Raw genomic sequence first — 16438 nt, forward strand, 5'->3', positions numbered from 1 at the left:
ACGGGAGCTCGCCGGGCCGCTTGCGATCCGAAGCCTCCCCCGTATGACCAGCGCTGGAGGACCGCGAATGACGGATATCTTTGAAACTGCAAGGAGCCAGTCGGCCGAGCTCAAGTGTGGGCACGTCTTTGTCGCGCCGGTGCTGGTGATCTCGGCCGCGATCGACTGCGGCGGAGACCCCTCGCCCTCGATGCAGCCGGAGCTCAGAGAGGCGGGCCCTGCGACCTGCTACACCGTCGAGCGCGTGCCCAACCCGGCGGCGGAACACGCGCCAGTGCAGCAGTTCGTCGACCTCGACGAGCACGGTCGGGTGCTGTTCAACACGATGACGGCGGACTTCGAAACGGATCGGGCCTACTTGTGGTCAGGCGGCGAGCCGCAGCCGATCGACGTCGGCTCGTCGAGCACCAGCGCTCTCGCCATGAACAATCGCGGTGCGGTCCTGGGAATCGCCTGGAGGGAGGATCTCGAGCAACACCAGGCCTTCGTCTGGAAGGACGGCGAGGTGCAGGCGTGGATCGCCCTTCCTCCGGAGAACAACTGGGCCGACCAGGGGTGGATCGACGATCGCGGGCGGGCAGTGTTGCGACTCCTGGTCGGGGATGCTCCGTTTCGCGCGCAGACTCTCCTGTGGGATGGTGCCGAGGTTCACGATCTCGGTTTGTGGAGCGTCGACGCAGTCAACGAGACGGGCGAACTGGCGGGATTCGACGCCGAGCGCGGCGAGTTGGTGAAGTGGCGATGGGAACAAAAGATCGCCACCAAGAAAGTGTGCCGCTCCGGCGAAGTGTGGGAAGCCGGGATGCGGATAAACCGCCACGGCCAGGTGGCCGCCTCGCTCCTGTGCGACGGCAAGGAGGAGGAGTTTTTCAAGCGCGACGTCCTGTGGAGCGGCGACGAGGTGAGCGACTTGCCGGACCTACGCGGCAGTCACACACGGTTCATGGATCTCAACGACCGCGGCGAAGTCCTCGGCGTCGTCGACGAAGATGGGGGTCCGGTGTTGTGGCGCGACGACGAGCTCATCGAGCTCTCTCTCCCGCCGGGCATCCAGAGCGTGGTCGCCACGGACGTCAACAATCACGGCGTGATCACCGGCTTCAGCTACGCCCACGCGCTGCTGGTCGGCGACGCCGACGGGCTCTTCGAGCTCCCGCGGCCAAAACTGCCGTTCGAGGGTTACGAGGTGCCCGGTGCGATCAACGATCACGGCGTCATCGTCCACGCGTTCGCCGACGACATCTTCGCCACCCAGGACATGCGGGTGTTTCAGTGGCGACCGGGGTGCGACCCGGATGACGCGTGAAGCTCGGTAGCCCACCGCGGGCAGCCGGCAGCTCACCAAGTCGCCGAGATTGAAACGGAAGCGCCTGCGTGGCCTGACCTTCCCCGGTCAGCGGGCTGGCCACCCGGCCCGTGCGCTGGACGGCCCTGCGACCCGCATGGACGTGTCCCCGCCCATCCGCCCAGTGTGACGACGGCAGGGGATCGCCAGCCGGGACGATTACCCGCGGACGTCCGGTTTTTGGGGCAGATTTGTGGCAACCAGAGGCACCCAGAGGCAACCCGGGGCAAGTCGTCCATCTCGCCAAAGCCCCTCCGCGTGGAGATCCGCGGCGTTTTGGCAGCGGAGGGGCTTTTGGCGAGGATGGGTCAGAACTTGTTCCACAAGTACTGCGCCGTCTGTCACAGTTGATTCATTCTAATCACCTGTGATCCCTTCGCTTTTTGGGCTTTCCCTTGCCTGCGTGAGGGCGCGTCCGAGGAGCCCGTGACGGATCCGTGACAACTGGCTGCGCCGATGCCCGCGCGTTCTCGAGGGCCGTCACCGCGCGCCCCTGTGCGTCGCCGGTGTCGTGGAGGTAGGCGGCGACCGTGGTAGCGAGGTGCTGATGGCCGAGCAGCTTCTGGACCGATACGAGGTCGGCTCCGCCAGCCAACGCTGAGGTCGCCGCCGAGTGGCGCAGCACATGAGCGCCCTTGGTCTCGAGCCCGACCGTGCCCTGCACATGCCCGAGCCAACGACGGATCGTGGACCGACTGAGCCGGCCTCCGTCGCGCCCCTCGAACAGCGGTGCCACCTTCCCCCTCCCTGCGACCAACGACGCAAGGGCAGCGGCGAGTCGCTCGGTCATGGACAACGTGCGCGGCTCGCCGCTCTTCGGGGGCGTGACCTCGCCGGTCGGACTGACCGATCGCTCGACCCGGACGGTGCGGTGCTCGAGATCCACATCGCGGACCTCGAGCCCGATGATCTCCCCGACCCGCAGGGCCGTCTCGCCGCCCACGAGGAATAACGCGAGATGTTCCGGCCCCTCTTCCGCAGCCGCCGCGACGAGCGCCTCGAACGTCGCGTCGTCGTACGCCTTCGGGATCGATCCCTGGCGCTCCCTGAGCTTCTCCAGCTCCTCTGGCGGCGTAGTCCGGAGACGCAGCACGTGGCAGCGCTTCAGCATCATGGCGAAGACATTCATCGTCTGATTGATGGTCGTGGCCGCATACCCCTGCTTCCGCATGGCAGCGCGAACCCGGCTCGCCTCGGCCTCCCCCGACTCGACCACGGGCTCATCGCCGACGACGGCGATAACGTGATCGAGCTTGAGCTTCTTCGCCTCGATCGTCGACGCCGCGTTGCCACGGCCGGCGCAATCCGCGAGGTAGATCTCCACGGCCTCACGGATGTTCTTGGCCCGCTTTTCCTCCTGCTGCGGCTGCTGAGCCGCCGCGTCGGGCTCGCCCGTCTCCTGAGCGGCCTTCGCCTTGCTGTCCTTGCTCTGCGGGGGCAGCCTTCCGGCTTCGATCTCCCGGCGGACCTGCTCGCCCCATCGGAGGGCCGCCGACTTGCTTGTGATCGAGCGCGGCGCCGAATAGCGGTACCGCTTGGCCTTGATCGCCCCCAGCGGCATGGCCTTGATGTCGACCTGCCAGGCGGGCTCCTTGGTGTCTGTTCGCTGTCGCACCTTGATCATCTGCGCGTCACTTTCCGCGCAGCCCTGCGTCCGAGTTACCTCGACCGAGGGCCGCGATCAAGCATGGAGTCGAGAAATTTCCAGGATCGATAGACCGGAGGTTCGGCGCCAGTTGCTACACTGCCCTCAGGCCGTGGACCTAATAGCGTGGCTCTCCGAGTAGGGCGAGCCATTTCTCCAGGTCGCTTCGAAGCCACCGTACACCCAGTCCAGGCACCTTGATGGGAGGGGGAAGCTGGGCCCGAGCCCGCATGTTCCTCACCTGTGCCTCGGTCGAGCCGATGAACTCGGCGACTTCGGCTGCCCTCAGCAAGGCAGAGGAGGGCTTGATTGACTGTGGGGCCTTGTCGACGTTCAACGGAGCCGAGAGGCCCATCGCAGGATTTTGTCCCGTCTTCACCACGTTCCACCTCCCCTTCGCCTACATCCCGTTGCTCGCTCCGGATTCAGCGCGCTCGCCACCCGCCGCGGCGCGCATCGACGTATTCCGACCAGCGCCCTTCGGCGGCGCGGACCGGCAGACCGAGGTCGATCAGCTCGGGCGCGTAGATAGGCCACTCGTGCGGGGCGTTGTGGCCCATGAACACGGCCATCGCCTTCTCGACGCCCGCGGCGCCCTGGGTGGCCTGAAGCCGCGCCCGCAAGGTGCTCTGAAGATGCCGGCGCATGGCGTCCTCGTACTCGCGGGCGGTCGCGTGGAGGCCGTCCTCGTCGCCGGCCTCGATGTGCTTCGCGCGCCGCCCGAACAACACCGGGTCGACTGCCGAGAGCGCCGCGCTCCGACCGATGGCGATCTCGCGGGCGCCGAGGGCGATCAGGGTGCCGCCTGAAAGCGCCATGTACGGGACCACGGCGGTCGAGCGCGGGAAGCGTCCGATCGCGTTGGCGATCATCACACAAGAGGTAGCGCAGCCGCCGGGTGTGTGGAGCACCACCGTAACCTCGTCGCCGTGGATCCGCGCGAGACGCGCGAGGACGTAGTCCACGACGCGCAGGTCGATCATGGGCGTGATGATCGGAATAATCGATGGGTCCTCTCCGAGCGCGTTCGGGCCCCGGCCCGCGACGTAGTATGCGACGCCCGCGAGCGCCGTCGTGGCCGCGAGCGCGGCGAGGATGATCGGTCCCTTGTTCTCCATGATCGAGTTCCTCACTTCGTCTTGCGGGCCATTCGCCAGCCCATCGTCAACCCGACGAGCATGCCGAGCGCGCTGGCGATCGAGCCTGCGATCAGCGTTCGGTTCATGCCCTGCGCGCCGAGCCGATGGAGATCGGCACGAGCTAGCCGCAGCTGCTCCGCGAGCGCGGCGCACTCGATCTTCGCCGCCTGCAGCGCCTGATCGAGCTCTTGGGCGGGCATCGCTCTCACTTCCCCTTTGGCCAGAACGCGGTGGCCGCGAGCACGCCGAGGCCGAGGGTGGTCGCCAGCTTCTCCTCGAGGGTGACCGGTGTCATACGCACGGTGTGCCCGCCCTTGGCTTCGCTGGCGTCCCCCCTCCAGTGCGCGCCGGGGTACAGGCGGGCAGTGAGGGTCCAGGGCTGCACGGTGACGATAAAGACATTCTCGGGCTTGCCGGCAATCCGGGCGATCTCGGCGAGCGCCGCCTGGAGATCGGTGACGTACTCGAGGACGCACGAGACGAACACGACCCCCGAGTCATCGGCGACGCCCGGGAGCGGGCCCTTGGTGATGTCGGCGACGATCGTGACGGGGCACTTGGGGCAGCCGTTCATGTCCACACACACGTCGCCGCACCCGTAGGCCCGCATCAGGCGCGTGTGCATGCCGCCGTCCGGATCGCCGATGACGACGAGCGGGCGGCCGAGAGCGCCGGCCCTGTCGACCGCGAGGCGGAACGCCGAGGAGCGCTCGCGGAAGCGGACCAGGGTGGCCATGCTCTCGACGGCAGCGACGTAGCCAAGGGCGACACGGGCGAGGGTGCGAATGGACATGGACGGCTCCTTCGTGTGATTGTCGGGCGGCCTACGCCTCGCTTGGGCAGGTGTTCCCGACCACCGCGGCGGTCGGGCTGGTTTTGTCCGTCTCGAGCTTTTGGAACAGCTCACCGACTCTTTGGACTACGTCGCCCTTGAGTTCCGCGACGACGTGAAGGCCGGCCTCGATTCGAGCCTCCGCCGCCGCGATCCGTTCGTCGAGCGATCGCGGGCCTGCCGCAGCGAGCGGCACCAGCGAAGTTCCGCGTGAACCGACGACGTCGACCGAGACCTCGTGCTGCATCGCGTCTGCGGACTGGAACTCGACCGGCTTGCTCTCTCTCGGCCCGGCCTCGTTGACCTGGGGCTCGTTCGCGCGGATCGGGTCGTGATCGCTCGTGTCGGAGGCATGACTCTCCTCGGTCCGGTCGGAAACCCCGGCGGAGCTGGTGGTCTCCTCGACCTGGCTCGCGTCACGTGGAGCCACCTCCACAACCTCGGGCACGTCGATCGCGCGGGCATCCCTCTTGGCGCCCTCGATCGGGTCCTCGCTGTGCAGCTTCGTCCCCGCCGCCTCGGTTTCGCCGGTCTCTCGTGCCCTGTCCTGCACGGGCTCGGCTTGCGCCGCCAGGTCGCCCGACGTAGCGATGAAGACGGACAGGGTCTCCGCCGGTGACGAGTCGGGGCGCGTCAGTTTGAGTAGTTCGAACTCGACTCGCCGAAGTTGCGCGCGCAGCTCGTCGAGCTCGGCTTGCATGCGGGCCTGCCGGGCGCTCTGCGCCTCGATGCGGCGCGCGAGTTCCTGGAACTGCGCGTTCATCCAATCCTTGAGCTCCAGCAGCTCCCGCGCGATGCGGGTCTCGAATGCATCGACACGACGTTCGAGCGCGGCGATCGGCGCCCCATCTTCGGAACGGAGCAGCTCCGGGATCGGATCGTTGCAGCCCGCGGTCCTGGCGTCGTCGCTCGTCCTCACTGCGCGATCCGCTGACGTGATGCGCACGGGCACGACGTCGTTCACTGCTGTGATTGCGGCAGCAGTCGGCGCGGGATTGCTCGGCATGTCGGGAGAATTCGTCTGCTCCTGGGACCGTCGTCGTGCTTCCGACGTGAACTCCGGGCGGAATCGTGGCTGTCTCGGCGCCCCGACCAGGGCCGCGGGAGAGGCTGTCGGTGGCGGCGCCGCGGCAGGCGGCGGCGTGCGCCGGGCGGCCGAGGTGAACTCCGGCCGAAAATGCGGCAGCTTCCCCGCAGTCGCGGTCCACGACGTTCCTGGCGGCGCTGCGGCGGGCGCCGCGCCCGAGGCCGGCGGCACAGGCGGATCGCCCGTCGGCGCGCAGCACCTGGCAAGGTGCTGCACGAAGGCCCCGAGGTCGTGCGGGTTTGCGGCGGCGTCCGCGGCCACGGTGATCAGGTCCTTGATCGCCTCCGCGGTTTTCCCCTCCTGCATCAGCCCCTTGATGAGCTTGTCGAGGTGCGGCACATCGATGCCGTGTTCCTTGAGGTACACGTGCATGGCGTCGGCGCCGGTGAGAGGCGGCTTGATTCCCGCGAGGCGCTCGCGGCGCGAGCGATCGGCGTGGGCGAGCCCCTGCATGGCCCACGTCAGCAGGGTCAGGGTGTTGCGCATCGCCGGGTGCATGGGTTGTGTCTGTGGAAACGCTCCGTCCATCTCTCTGCCCTTTCTCGCCGATGCTCCGCGCGACGGTGGCCGCAGTCCTCCGCGCGATTCCGGCTGTGTGGTTTATCCGAGGTCACTTGCGCGCCGCCACGGCGATGACCGTGGCGACGCCGAGAACGGTCCCGCCCGCGAGGATGTAGGGGGCCCATTCGAGGAGTTTGCCGAGCCCAGCCCCGAATCCGCCGAGCGCCTTGCCGGCGCCGCCGATGGCCTCGCCAGCCCCCTGGATGGCGGTCCTGGCCGCCGCGCCGAATTCGTCGCCCCAATTCGTCACCCACGCCGACCATGAGGTTGCGTCGGCGGCGAGCTGCTTGCTCAGGGCGTCCATCTTCTTCGCCCAGGTCCGGTGTGGATAGGCCGAAGTGATGAGGTCGACGAGGGCGGCGTTCTGCGTCGTGTCGGTGATGAGCCGCTCGCTCGCGTCCGACCAGTCGGGCGCCCGCTCGAGGAAGCGCACGATCGTCTCGATCGGCGCCCGGGTCAGTAAGTCGGTGCAGAGCGCTCGGATTTCGCCGCGCACGTGGACACCCGCAGCCGCCTGGACGTCGGCCTCGGTCGGGCCGGTGGCGCCCTTTTCCTTGGCGGCGTCGACGACCTTCATGCCGTCGACGATGTAGTCTTTGTAGGCCGCGATGATGGTCTCCCACAGCATGAGCCGGTTCTTGCGGTAGTTCGCCGTCTCGGGCGAATTCTCCATCTCGAGGACGTCGGGGGTCGTTTCATTCATACGCGTTTACCTTCGCGCGCCGGAGCACGCGGATGCCGACAACGTGATCGCGGGCGGTCACGCAGTAGGTCCCCGGGGTGGTCAAAAAGACAGGTTCGTAGCGGCGGGGCGTGATGTGGAGGCCCACCGGGGTGGCGGCGCGCGGCCTCGAGATCGTAGCGATGCCCCGGACGATGACGACGATCGCCACGTGTCCCTCGGGCAGCACTTCCATGTGATTCTCGCCGCGTAGCATCGCCAAAAGGTCGAAGTCATGCCGGAGGCCGCGGAACAGGTTGAGGAGGTCGAAGTGCATCCGCTACCCATCCTTCCGGAGCGCGATCGCCAGGCCAGCGCCCACGCTCAACAGAGTCACGCCGCCGATCACCCACCAGCCGGTCCTGCTGATGGCTGCGAGAACATCCGCGCTCCCGGCGCTTGGTGGTGCGACCTCGGCCGCGCCACCGGACGCCGCACATTCGTCGGTCACGCACCCCTGCTTGACCGCGAGGGCCTTGTGGATCGCGTCCTCCGTCTGCGGGCCCCACTTGCCATCAGCGTCGATGCCCAGGCTCGTCTGCGCGGCGCGCAGCGCCTCGATGGACGCCGGGCCCCATTCGGCGGCCACGTCGCCCTTGTACACGCCGAGGGCGGCGAGTGCCTCGTGACGCTGCCGGGTCTGGAGCAGCGACACCTTGTCGCCGACCATGCGCTCGACGTAGTTGGTGGGATTGAGCAAACCTGACGGCGGGCCCTCGGTCTTCCACCACACCGAGTTCGCCGAGCGCGTCTCTGCCTTGTAGGTTTCGAGGTGGATCATCCCGTAGGGGCCGTGGATCCGCCCGAGCTTGTCGCCCTTGCGGACTTCCTGGCCTTGCTGGATGCCGTACTCTTTGTGAGAGCCCTGCTTGAAGCCGCCGAGCACGAGGAACAGACCCGTCTTGGTGCGCAGGAAGGCGGCCTTGGCGTTGTCGTCCCACGGGCGATCGAGACCTACCACCAGCGCTTCCTCGGGCGCGGTGATGAGGGCGCCGTCCGGCGCGCCGGTGAGATCAATGCCGGCGTGCCAGCGCTTGCAGGTCTCAAGCGTGCAGCCGAAGGGTCGACCGCCGCCGACGCTCCAGGTCGCAAATTTCGGCGTGACGGTCGGCAATGGCCACGCGGGGCTCGCGTCGCCGACGGCCATCTCGAGCTTCTCCCATTCCGGTGTGCGTGCCATGGTCAACGTCTCCGCAGGGCGATGAACCCGCCCACAACGCCACCCAGCACGAGCCCGGCGGCGGTCGTCCAGGCGACCTCGTGGACGATCTTTCGGCGCAGCTCCCAGGCTGCATTTTCGTAGTTGCTGGAGAAAGCGCGCAATTGGCCTGTGAGGCTGAATAGAGCGTTGTCGAGCTCGATTTCCTCTTTGGTCTTCACGTCTGCCACAGTTCACCTCCGGCCTAACTGGTAGCCGACGCTGAGACCCACGCCGAGAGCGAGTGCGCCAGACAAGGCAGCGAGGGCGTGACGGAGCTCGGACAGTCGCCGCCAGTCGTCGGCCCACTTCTTCTGAAATTGCCGCTGCTCGTCAATCAACGCTGCCAGGCGCTGCCGCAAGAGTTCATTGTTGGTGGCCATGCTCACGGGCTCCTTCAGTCATGTGTTGGGTGGCGGCGCGCGTCATGGCCTGTCCTCCACCAGGCCGCCCTCGATCGCGGCCTTGTCCTCGGGCCTCACGGGCAGGTGCGGCGGCGTGACGCCGATGTCGATCTGTCCCTCGCCGCAGCTCTTGGCGATTTCGGCGGCTGCGGCGGCGATCCGCCGCAGCGCCTCGTGGATCCGGCGTACCGCGTCGACGGTCTGGCCTTCCATGAGCTTTCGCCGCGCGGTGTCGTAGTACGCCTTCGCCTGCTCGAACGCGATGACGGCCCGCTGCTTGACCTCGCCCTGGCACGGCGGTGCGTCGAGCATCGCCGCTGTCCAGTACAGAAGGAGGCGCACATCGTGGAGCGCCTTGGGAGCCCGGACGAGGTTGTGGTGAAATGCGCGGACCTTCTGGTACAGCTCGGCGAGGACGCGCTCGCTGCGGCCCTTGTAGTGTATCAACGCGCCAGGTTTCAGCCGGTCGGTCGGGTCCGAGATGACATAGGTCCCCGAGCGGGCATCACGCGAGCCCCGCGTCACTCGGATGCTCCGGAGTGACGCCTCCTCGCCCATCTCCACGCGCTCGAACACGTGGTCGTCCTTGTCGAGCGGCCAGAGCGCCTCGTCGGGCACCAGGAGATTGGTGGGCTCCCCGTCGACCTCCGTCACCGGATACGCCTCGAGGATGCTGTCCCAGAGCTCCTGCATCAACCTCGGCACCGGGGTCGACTCGACCCGGGAGCGGGCGACGACCTCGCCGGCCTCCATGAGATGGACTGATTCGAGCCACTTCTCGAGCTCCTCGGCGTCGATCCCGGACGGCCCGGCGAGGTCTTGCAGGGCCTCGGCGATCTGCCTGTACCCGTCGGCGCGCTCGAGATTCTGGCTGTCTGCCCGCGGGGCGCCGAGCGCCTTGCCGCGACGCTCCATCAGCCGGATCAGATCCTGGAGCGGTGACGGGATCTCGATCTTCTCCTCGTCCGCGTCCTCGTCGCTCTCGCCTGCCTCGCGCACCTCGATCGCGGCCCAGAGGGCACGATCGAGCCGCTCCACGATCGTGTCTTGATCCGCCGGGGAGAGTCGATCATCCAGCCATCGGACATCGTCCATGTCCTCGGCGATCACGTCGACCGCCGCGACCGCGGCATCCGTGTTGCGTCCCTCCGGGTACACGACAAGCACGTGGCCGTTCGGGCGGGGATGAAGCTCGGCCAGGCGCCAGCGTGGCGCCGCGTTGAACGTGTCGAGGACGACGTCGAGTAGCCGAGGCCGTGACGCATTGTTGAACTTGCTCCGTGCGGCCACCTTCTGGCCGCCTCCGTCTTTGCCCGGTGCAGCCCCCTTGTGGCTTTCAGCCGCCTTCTGGGCTCGTTTCAAGACCGGCTGGTAGCTCTTACCGCCCGCAATGGCCTTCTCGGCCTGTGTGACGTAGTAGGCGTGTTTTTTTGTCGGGAGGCGCAGTGCCTTGATCGCGCTGCGGGCCTCCTCGTAGGGACGCGCGGGATCGGGCGTGGTCGGCGGCGGCGGCGTGGTGGGCTCCACGCCGTAATCACCCGTCGGGTCGAAAGCCTGTCCGGCCTGCAGTGCCTGCTTCTCGCGTTCGTACCGTTGTCGGGCCTCGTCGACAGAGATCCATCTGCCGTCATTGAGCTGGACGAGCTCGGCACCCGTGGGCGCGTTCGTCGGCGCAGGCGCCTGCGCGTCTTCCCGCCCGTTCTCGGCGCCCTCCTCCCGTGCGGCGGACAGGAGGGTCTGCGGGATCTTGCGGGCCCACCAGAGCTCGCCGGCCTTCCGCAGCTCGGTGAACTTCTCCTCGCTCGCGGGGGCGAACGCGAGGAATTGCTGCCACCCGGCAAAGGTCGGCGGGACGAGGATGCCCTCGCGGATCCGCGGACCCGCGAGCAGGCGCAGCACACCATCGACGAGGACAGGCACGGTCTCCGGCTTGTCGGCGACGGCCAGGCCGTCGCGGACCTTGCCCTCGGCACGCGGCCACCAGCGCTCGAGCCAGGCGTCGCTCGCGGAGGTCCAGCCGAGGTCGCGCCACTGCGGGCGCTTGAACCAGTTCTGGAGCGCGTCGTCCAGGGTCGCCGCCGTGCGCGTCTCGTCCTCGCTGTCCCAGGGGACAGGTCCGCCGGGCAGGTGCTCGGGGCGGATCGCCAGGCTGATGACGGTACCGAGGTTCTGGCACACCCAGCGCGCCGAGCCGGCCTGCCGTACACCGATGCAAGGCGGGCCGTCGCTGGCGATGAGGCGCCCGAACTCGAGGTACTCAATGGCGTCGGGGTTGAGCTTGCTCGGCCGGGCCACGCGCAGGCCCTCGTGGACCGGTGCATCACCATCGGACGGCACCAGGTACTCGACGTGCTCGACTGCGTCGATCCAGCGGGCCCACGGCCAGACCTCGGACTCGTACTTGCGGAGCTGTCGCAGGCGCGCGTGGCCCTCGGCGCGGAGTTGGGCGCCACGCTCGGGGTCCGCGGAGGCGCGCGCGTCGCGGAAGCGGGCGTTCGCCTGGTTCATGAGCCGGGCAGCCTCGCGGGCAACCCGCAGGCGGTCCTCTTCACGCGCTTTCGCCTTCGCCGCCTCGACGCTCTTCGCCGTCTCCTCGGGGTTGCGCGAGATCATGACGAGCAGATCGTCGGAGGAGAGCTGCTGCTGGGCGGCGGGGTTGTTGGTGTCGCGTCGCCCGCTCTCGAGGATCGCACCGAGCCAGTTGGCCTTGCCGTCGATGAGGCCGAAGCGGTAGCCGTCCATCGATTGCTTGCTCAGGTAGTAGATGATCTCGAGCGTGTCGAGGCGGTTGCCCTGGCGATACGCACGACCGTTGCGCTGCTCGAGATCCGAGGGCGTCCACGGCAAGTCGAGGTGGTGAATGATGCAGGTACGGACCTGGAGGTCGACGCCCTCGTAGGCGACCGAGTTGGCGATGACGACGTCGTACTTCGGCGAGAGCTCGGCCGCGACGCCGCCACGGAGCACGCAGCCCTCGTCCGTCTGTGGCGGCTCAGGCGGCAGGCCGTTGAACTCACGGGCGATGCGCACGCGATCGGCCGGCTTGGCGGTCTCAGCGTTGAGCACCGCGATCCGCTCGCGCGGGACCCCCTGCTCGACCAGCACCTCGAGCATCCAGGCGTGGACGGCCGTCGGTTCGCAAAACACGATGTGTCCGCAACTTCGCTGGGCGGCGATCCGCTGGGCGCACGCGACGAGCTTGGGCGCGCGGAAGTCGGGCGCCGGCAGCGTGCGCGTGCGGGTCTTCTTGACCTCGTTGCCGTCCTCGTCCTCGGACGAGAGGATCTCGATCGACTCGCCGCCGGTCAGGGCGTTCTTCCACTTGTAGCCCTCGTCGAGCTGGCTGTGCAGCGCGACCACGCTGAGGCGCGCGAGCAGGCCGAGGATCTGGCCGCCGGCGAACTCCTTGCGCTGCTTGAGCGCGGCCTCGATCTCGCTGACGAAGCGGTCGTACTTCGCGGCCTGGCGCGCATCCATGTCGACCTCGACGAGCTGAACCCGCGCGGTCGGTAGCTTAAGGCCGACGTCCTTCGCGGTGCGGAACTCGCCGTAGGTGAGGATGATGTTGCGCAGCTCGTCCAGGTTCTTGAAGCCCGTCACCGCCGAGCGCTTGGTTGTCTTGAGGTCGACGCCCAGGACGTCGCGCATCTCGATCTGCAGGTAGCGATCGATGAACTGCTCGGGGTCCGAAAGGCGCGACGAGAACGCCCTCGGGTCGATCATCTGGATCAGGTTGTAGAACTCGAGCGGCGAGTTCTTCGCGGGGGTCGCGGTCAGGAGCATGATGCCGGCCCCACCGGTATTGCGGCGGACGACGGCGGCGCGGAAGTCGAGCTGCCATGCGCGTCGGCTGCCCTCGCCGGAGCCGCCCATGAACTTCGGGACCCCCGCCTCGCGCTCCTCCGGCATGTACAGGTTCTTGAAAGCCGCGGCCTCGTCCACCATGAGCATGTCGATCCCGAGGTCGTCCCACGCGACACCGGGGTCGAACTTGTGGCCCTCGGGGAGCTCGAGGTGCTCTTGCACGAAGGCGCGGACGCCGTGTTTGAGGATCGCCTGCTGGCGCTCGCTGATCGCCACGCCGCGCTCGAGCTTGTCGCGGGCGTTGCGCTGGCGAATGGCGATCTCGCGGCGGATGCCCTCGACCTGGCGAGCGTACTCCACCACGGCGTCCTCGTTCATTTTCGTGCGGCTGAGCGCGTCGAAGCTGAGGATGACGACGTCAGCCTGGCCTGCCTGGAATGCCTGCCACTTCTGCGCCCGATCCTCGGGGCTGTCGGTCTCCGAGGTGAGGACGTCCTTGCGCTTGCCGCGGGTGCCGCGCCTGCGGATGCTCCCGACCACCAGGACCTTGTAGCCCGGTAGGCAGCAACGGAAATCGTCGTACCACTTCCACACGAGGGAGCTCGGCACGAGCACCACCGGCCGGCGGACCCAGCCCTCCTGACGCGCTCGCGCGAGGACGGCGATACCCGTATAGGTCTTGCCGACGCCGACGTCGAACGCGAGCATGCCCCGCCGCAGCGCGAGGAGACGCCGGGCTCCGGCTACCTGATGTGGCTTCAGGGTCGGGCCATTGTCGCCCAGCGGGCGATGGAGAGCGGATCGCCGCTGAACTGCGGGGTGATGATGCCCTTGAATTCGCGGTTGTACGCGTCGGCGATCCGCTGGCGTCGCTCCTCGTGGTCGCGCAGCCAGTTGTAGAACGATGAGGCGTACTCCTGAGCCTTCAGCGCGCGGAGCTCGGCCTTCTTGCGCCGCGCGTCCGCGTCGTCGTCGTCGCCGTCGTCGTCGGGGTCGAAGAGGAACTTGTCGTGGTTGATCCACCCGAGGATCCACACGGTCTCCGCGGTGAGGCCGGCCAGGTCGTCGGTGGTGTTGTAGGCATGGCCCTGCACGCGGACCAGGCCGGCGACCCGCTCGAGCGCGACCGGACCGAGTTCGCGGTTGTACGTGGCGCTGAGCCATGCGGAGACGAGGTCGAGCGGGACCCACCGCTGCGACGGCGTGATGTCGCTGATGTCCTCGAAGACAGCCGGACCGATCGCCTCGAGCAGTCGGCGAGCCTGAAGCGCGGCCTGGGGATCGTCGGTCTTCGCGCGAGCGCGGTCGTACTTCGGCCACAGCTCGCCGGTGACGTAGACGTCGAGCGGGACGACCTCGTTGTCGTGGTCGAGGTTCCAGTCCGCGGCGAGCAGGCGCGCGAGGATGGCGTCGCGGTCCTGGGCGCCGCCGACCTGGCGGTGGAACTCTACGAGCGCGGGGAGGAGCAGATGACCGCGCTGGCGGAACAGGAACTCGGCCTGAGCGAGGACGTCGTCCGGCAAGCCGGTGTAGCGCCGCGTCACCTTCGGCGGCTCCGCGATCGCCGGGGCGAGCTCGCCGGTCGGCGTGAAGGCGTTGAGGAACTGCTGCGCGCCGGTGCTGCGCTCGGCGTGGCGCCGCAGCGGCAGGTAGCGCCACGGCCCGCCCGCTTGCTGGATCTCGGCGCGCTTCGTGAAGTCGACGAGCGCCGCGCGGAGCTCGACCCACATGCCCTCGGCCCTGTCGGCGTCGTTGGCCGCGACCGCGGCGAGGTAGCGATCGATGCGCAGGCCGAGGTCCACGGCCGCGCGTAGGGGCTCGGCCAGGTCGCTGGTCTGCTCCTCCGTCGCACGGATGCCTGACTCGTAGTGGATCGGCTCCTCCGCCGCGATCGCTCCCAAGGCACAGGAGGCGCACATGGGCCGCTCCTCGAACGCGGGGATGCTCTTGAACTCGCCAACGACCTTGTATCGCCACGGTCGCTTGGAGCTGACCGCCTCGTCGCCGAGCTCGGGGCCCTCGAGCTCGCCGGCGGGCTTGCCGAGGAGGTGCGTCGGGAAGTGCTCGTAGTACTGGCCGTCGAGGATGAATCGATCGTCCTCGTCGATCTCGGTGAGCTGGCCGCCGCGGGCGCGGAAGAACAGCACGTCGACGACGACGGATGCGCCGGGGAAGACCTCGCGATTGTTTGGCGTGTGGCTTGGCAGGCGGAACGCGGCGGCAAGGTGGTGGCGCGCGAGGAGCTTGGCGCGGAGGTCGCGGTTGCGCTCGCCGGTGAGAAAGCCGCCCGGGACGATGAAGACGCCCAGGCCGCCGGGCACGAGCATGTCGAGCGCGCGGCGCATAAAGTAGGCGTAGGCGACGCGCTCGCGGTAGAGCGGGCTGGGATCGTCGAGGGCGAACGCGCCGCGCTCACCATAGGGCGGGTTGCTCAGGATGACGTGGAACCGCCCGGCGTACTCGCTGCCGTGCTCGCGGACGAACCGCTCGAATGGCATGTGGTGGTGCCGGACGTCGGGGCGCAGCGCGGTGAGCAGGCGCGACGTGGTCTTCGACAGCTCGACCGTCACCCACTCGATGCCCCGCACAGGGCCAGCGGGGTCGATACAATTCGGCCGGCCCATGGCGCGGAGGAAGCGGCCGATGCCGGCCGAGGGCTCGAGGATCCGCACGACGCCGTCGTGACCGGCGAGCTCGGGCAGCAGCGGGCAGACGTGCTCCGCGATCGCGTCGGCGATGGCGAGCGGGGTGAAATAGGCGTGGATCAGCTCGAAGTCGTCGGGCTCCAGGCCCGCGGGGAGCTGGTCCTTCACTTCCTCGAGCGAGAGGCCGCCCCAGGACGAGTACGCGAGGAGCTGGCGCCGCTCACCGGGCGTGAGGTCCTCGGGCTTCTTGCTGGCGATGATGCGGAGCGCGGCGAGGTTGGCCTTGGTGCGCTGGCTCTTCGTCCACAGCTCGGGCGGATCGTCGGCGTCTTGGGTCTGCTCGGCCGTGCGAGCGCGGCGAACGGCGAGCGCGGCGTCCAGCATCTCGATGAGACCGGCGCGCTCCTCGGCGAGGAATTGATCGAAGACCCGCTGAGGGATCCGCGAGGCCATGTTCGCGCGCCACGCTGGCTCGATGAGCGCGAAGAGTTGCGCGCCGTTCATGCCTCGACCTCGCGGCCCACGGTGAGCTCGAGCGCCTCATACTCGCCCGGCTCCAGGGTCGTCGAACCTGCCGTCTCGACGGATTTGGGTTTGCCTGAACCGCTGCAACCGCAGCCGCCGACCTTGACGCCGCACGTGCCCCCGCACGCTGTGGCCATGCTCGCTAGCGTCGCGTTGAGGCTGGCAACGACCTCGCCGAGTGTCCGGCGGCCGAACAGGCGGACGGCCTTGTCCTCGCCGCCTCGAGCGAGGAAAGGGCCGTGATTGAGTCGGTCGAGCGACAGCTCACCGATGGCGGTGATGTCCTGGCGCATCAGGTCGAGCCAGTGGAGCTGGGCGTCGTCGAAGTCGCGCCCGGCGAGCGCCTGGCGGTCGAGCCACCCGTGGAACGCCCTCGCTGCTCGGCGCTCACGGACGGTCCTGGAGGCGTGGTCGAACGCTTCGCGCAGCGCCGCGCCGTCCTCCGAGAGGAACTGCGCGACGGCCGTCCGCGGGACCTGCGGTGAGAGGCTGGCCTGCCATCGTGCGAGGGTGTCGTCGAAGTCGACCATGG

14 protein-coding genes are annotated in these 16438 nt (G+C 68.4%); 1 reads left to right on the top strand and 13 read right to left on the bottom strand.

Annotated features, from left to right (window positions below; all coding sequences use genetic code 11):
• The first annotated feature begins 67 nt into the window (after positions 1–67).
• Positions 68–1306, top strand: a complete 1239-nt coding sequence (locus POL25_RS04735; RefSeq protein WP_272084631.1) for a hypothetical protein — start codon at positions 68–70, stop codon at positions 1304–1306.
• A gap of 400 nt (positions 1307–1706) precedes the next feature.
• On the opposite strand, the gene POL25_RS04740 is transcribed toward POL25_RS04735, so the two are convergent.
• From POL25_RS04740 to POL25_RS04800, 13 genes are all read right to left on the bottom strand, one after another.
• On the bottom strand, positions 1707–2969 hold the full coding sequence (locus POL25_RS04740; RefSeq protein WP_272084632.1) for a tyrosine-type recombinase/integrase: 1263 nt from the start codon (positions 2967–2969) through the stop codon (positions 1707–1709).
• A 446-nt stretch (positions 2970–3415) separates the two neighbouring features.
• Positions 3416–4108, bottom strand: coding sequence for an SDH family Clp fold serine proteinase (locus tag POL25_RS04745; protein ID WP_272084633.1), 693 nt, complete (start codon positions 4106–4108; stop codon positions 3416–3418).
• A gap of 11 nt (positions 4109–4119) precedes the next feature.
• Positions 4120–4329, bottom strand: coding sequence for a hypothetical protein (locus tag POL25_RS04750; protein WP_272084634.1), 210 nt, complete (start codon positions 4327–4329; stop codon positions 4120–4122).
• A 5-nt stretch (positions 4330–4334) separates the two neighbouring features.
• The gene (locus tag POL25_RS04755; RefSeq protein ID WP_272084635.1) at positions 4335–4922 is read right to left on the bottom strand and encodes a class I SAM-dependent methyltransferase; all 588 of its coding nucleotides are present in this window, start codon (positions 4920–4922) and stop codon (positions 4335–4337) included.
• Between the two features lie 31 nt (positions 4923–4953).
• Positions 4954–6534: a hypothetical protein gene (locus POL25_RS04760; RefSeq protein ID WP_272084636.1), complete on the bottom strand. Its 1581-nt coding sequence runs from the start codon at positions 6532–6534 to the stop codon at positions 4954–4956.
• A 124-nt stretch (positions 6535–6658) separates the two neighbouring features.
• Entirely contained in the window at positions 6659–7282 is a 624-nt protein-coding gene (locus POL25_RS04765) for a hypothetical protein (RefSeq protein ID WP_272084637.1), read from the bottom strand.
• Positions 7283–7304: 22 nt separating this feature from the next.
• Positions 7305–7607: a hypothetical protein gene (locus tag POL25_RS04770; protein ID WP_272084638.1), complete on the bottom strand. Its 303-nt coding sequence runs from the start codon at positions 7605–7607 to the stop codon at positions 7305–7307.
• Positions 7608–7610: 3 nt separating this feature from the next.
• Positions 7611–8510: a peptidoglycan-binding domain-containing protein gene (locus POL25_RS04775; RefSeq protein ID WP_272084639.1), complete on the bottom strand. Its 900-nt coding sequence runs from the start codon at positions 8508–8510 to the stop codon at positions 7611–7613.
• 2 nt (positions 8511–8512) lie between these two features.
• Complete coding sequence (locus tag POL25_RS04780) at positions 8513–8710, bottom strand: hypothetical protein (RefSeq protein WP_272084640.1); 198 nt, start codon at positions 8708–8710, stop codon at positions 8513–8515.
• A gap of 12 nt (positions 8711–8722) precedes the next feature.
• On the bottom strand, positions 8723–8911 hold the full coding sequence (locus POL25_RS04785) for a hypothetical protein (RefSeq protein WP_272084641.1): 189 nt from the start codon (positions 8909–8911) through the stop codon (positions 8723–8725).
• A gap of 42 nt (positions 8912–8953) precedes the next feature.
• Positions 8954–13444 (bottom strand): SNF2-related protein, encoded by a 4491-nt coding sequence (locus POL25_RS04790; RefSeq protein ID WP_272084642.1) that lies wholly within the window; start codon positions 13442–13444, stop codon positions 8954–8956.
• 50 nt (positions 13445–13494) lie between these two features.
• Positions 13495–15885 (bottom strand): Eco57I restriction-modification methylase domain-containing protein, encoded by a 2391-nt coding sequence (locus tag POL25_RS04795; RefSeq protein WP_272084643.1) that lies wholly within the window; start codon positions 15883–15885, stop codon positions 13495–13497.
• Positions 15882–16436: a type I restriction-modification enzyme R subunit C-terminal domain-containing protein gene (locus POL25_RS04800; RefSeq protein WP_272084644.1), complete on the bottom strand. Its 555-nt coding sequence runs from the start codon at positions 16434–16436 to the stop codon at positions 15882–15884. The genes POL25_RS04795 and POL25_RS04800 overlap by 4 nt, the downstream gene beginning before the upstream one ends.
• Positions 16437–16438 lie beyond the last annotated feature (2 nt).

The sequence above is a fragment of the Nannocystis bainbridge genome (assembly GCF_028368995.1).
GTDB classification, from domain to species: Bacteria; Myxococcota_A; Polyangia; order Nannocystales; family Nannocystaceae; genus Nannocystis; species Nannocystis bainbridge.

What these genes read in the sequence shown, in the direction of transcription:
- POL25_RS04735 (WP_272084631.1), top strand. Translation starts at nt 68, where the DNA reads ATGACGGATATCTTTGAAACTGCAAGGAGCCAGTCGGCCGAGCTCAAG.
- POL25_RS04740 (WP_272084632.1), bottom strand. Translation starts at nt 2,969, where the DNA reads ATGATCAAGGTGCGACAGCGAACAGACACCAAGGAGCCCGCCTGGCAG.
- POL25_RS04745 (WP_272084633.1), bottom strand. Translation starts at nt 4,108, where the DNA reads ATGGAGAACAAGGGACCGATCATCCTCGCCGCGCTCGCGGCCACGACG.
- POL25_RS04750 (WP_272084634.1), bottom strand. Translation starts at nt 4,329, where the DNA reads ATGCCCGCCCAAGAGCTCGATCAGGCGCTGCAGGCGGCGAAGATCGAG.
- POL25_RS04755 (WP_272084635.1), bottom strand. Translation starts at nt 4,922, where the DNA reads ATGTCCATTCGCACCCTCGCCCGTGTCGCCCTTGGCTACGTCGCTGCC.
- POL25_RS04760 (WP_272084636.1), bottom strand. Translation starts at nt 6,534, where the DNA reads ATGCGCAACACCCTGACCCTGCTGACGTGGGCCATGCAGGGGCTCGCC.
- POL25_RS04765 (WP_272084637.1), bottom strand. Translation starts at nt 7,282, where the DNA reads ATGGAGAATTCGCCCGAGACGGCGAACTACCGCAAGAACCGGCTCATG.
- POL25_RS04770 (WP_272084638.1), bottom strand. Translation starts at nt 7,607, where the DNA reads ATGCACTTCGACCTCCTCAACCTGTTCCGCGGCCTCCGGCATGACTTC.
- POL25_RS04775 (WP_272084639.1), bottom strand. Translation starts at nt 8,510, where the DNA reads ATGGCACGCACACCGGAATGGGAGAAGCTCGAGATGGCCGTCGGCGAC.
- POL25_RS04785 (WP_272084641.1), bottom strand. Translation starts at nt 8,911, where the DNA reads ATGGCCACCAACAATGAACTCTTGCGGCAGCGCCTGGCAGCGTTGATT.
- POL25_RS04790 (WP_272084642.1), bottom strand. Translation starts at nt 13,444, where the DNA reads ATGCTCGCGTTCGACGTCGGCGTCGGCAAGACCTATACGGGTATCGCC.
- POL25_RS04795 (WP_272084643.1), bottom strand. Translation starts at nt 15,885, where the DNA reads ATGAACGGCGCGCAACTCTTCGCGCTCATCGAGCCAGCGTGGCGCGCG.
- POL25_RS04800 (WP_272084644.1), bottom strand. Translation starts at nt 16,436, where the DNA reads ATGGTCGACTTCGACGACACCCTCGCACGATGGCAGGCCAGCCTCTCA.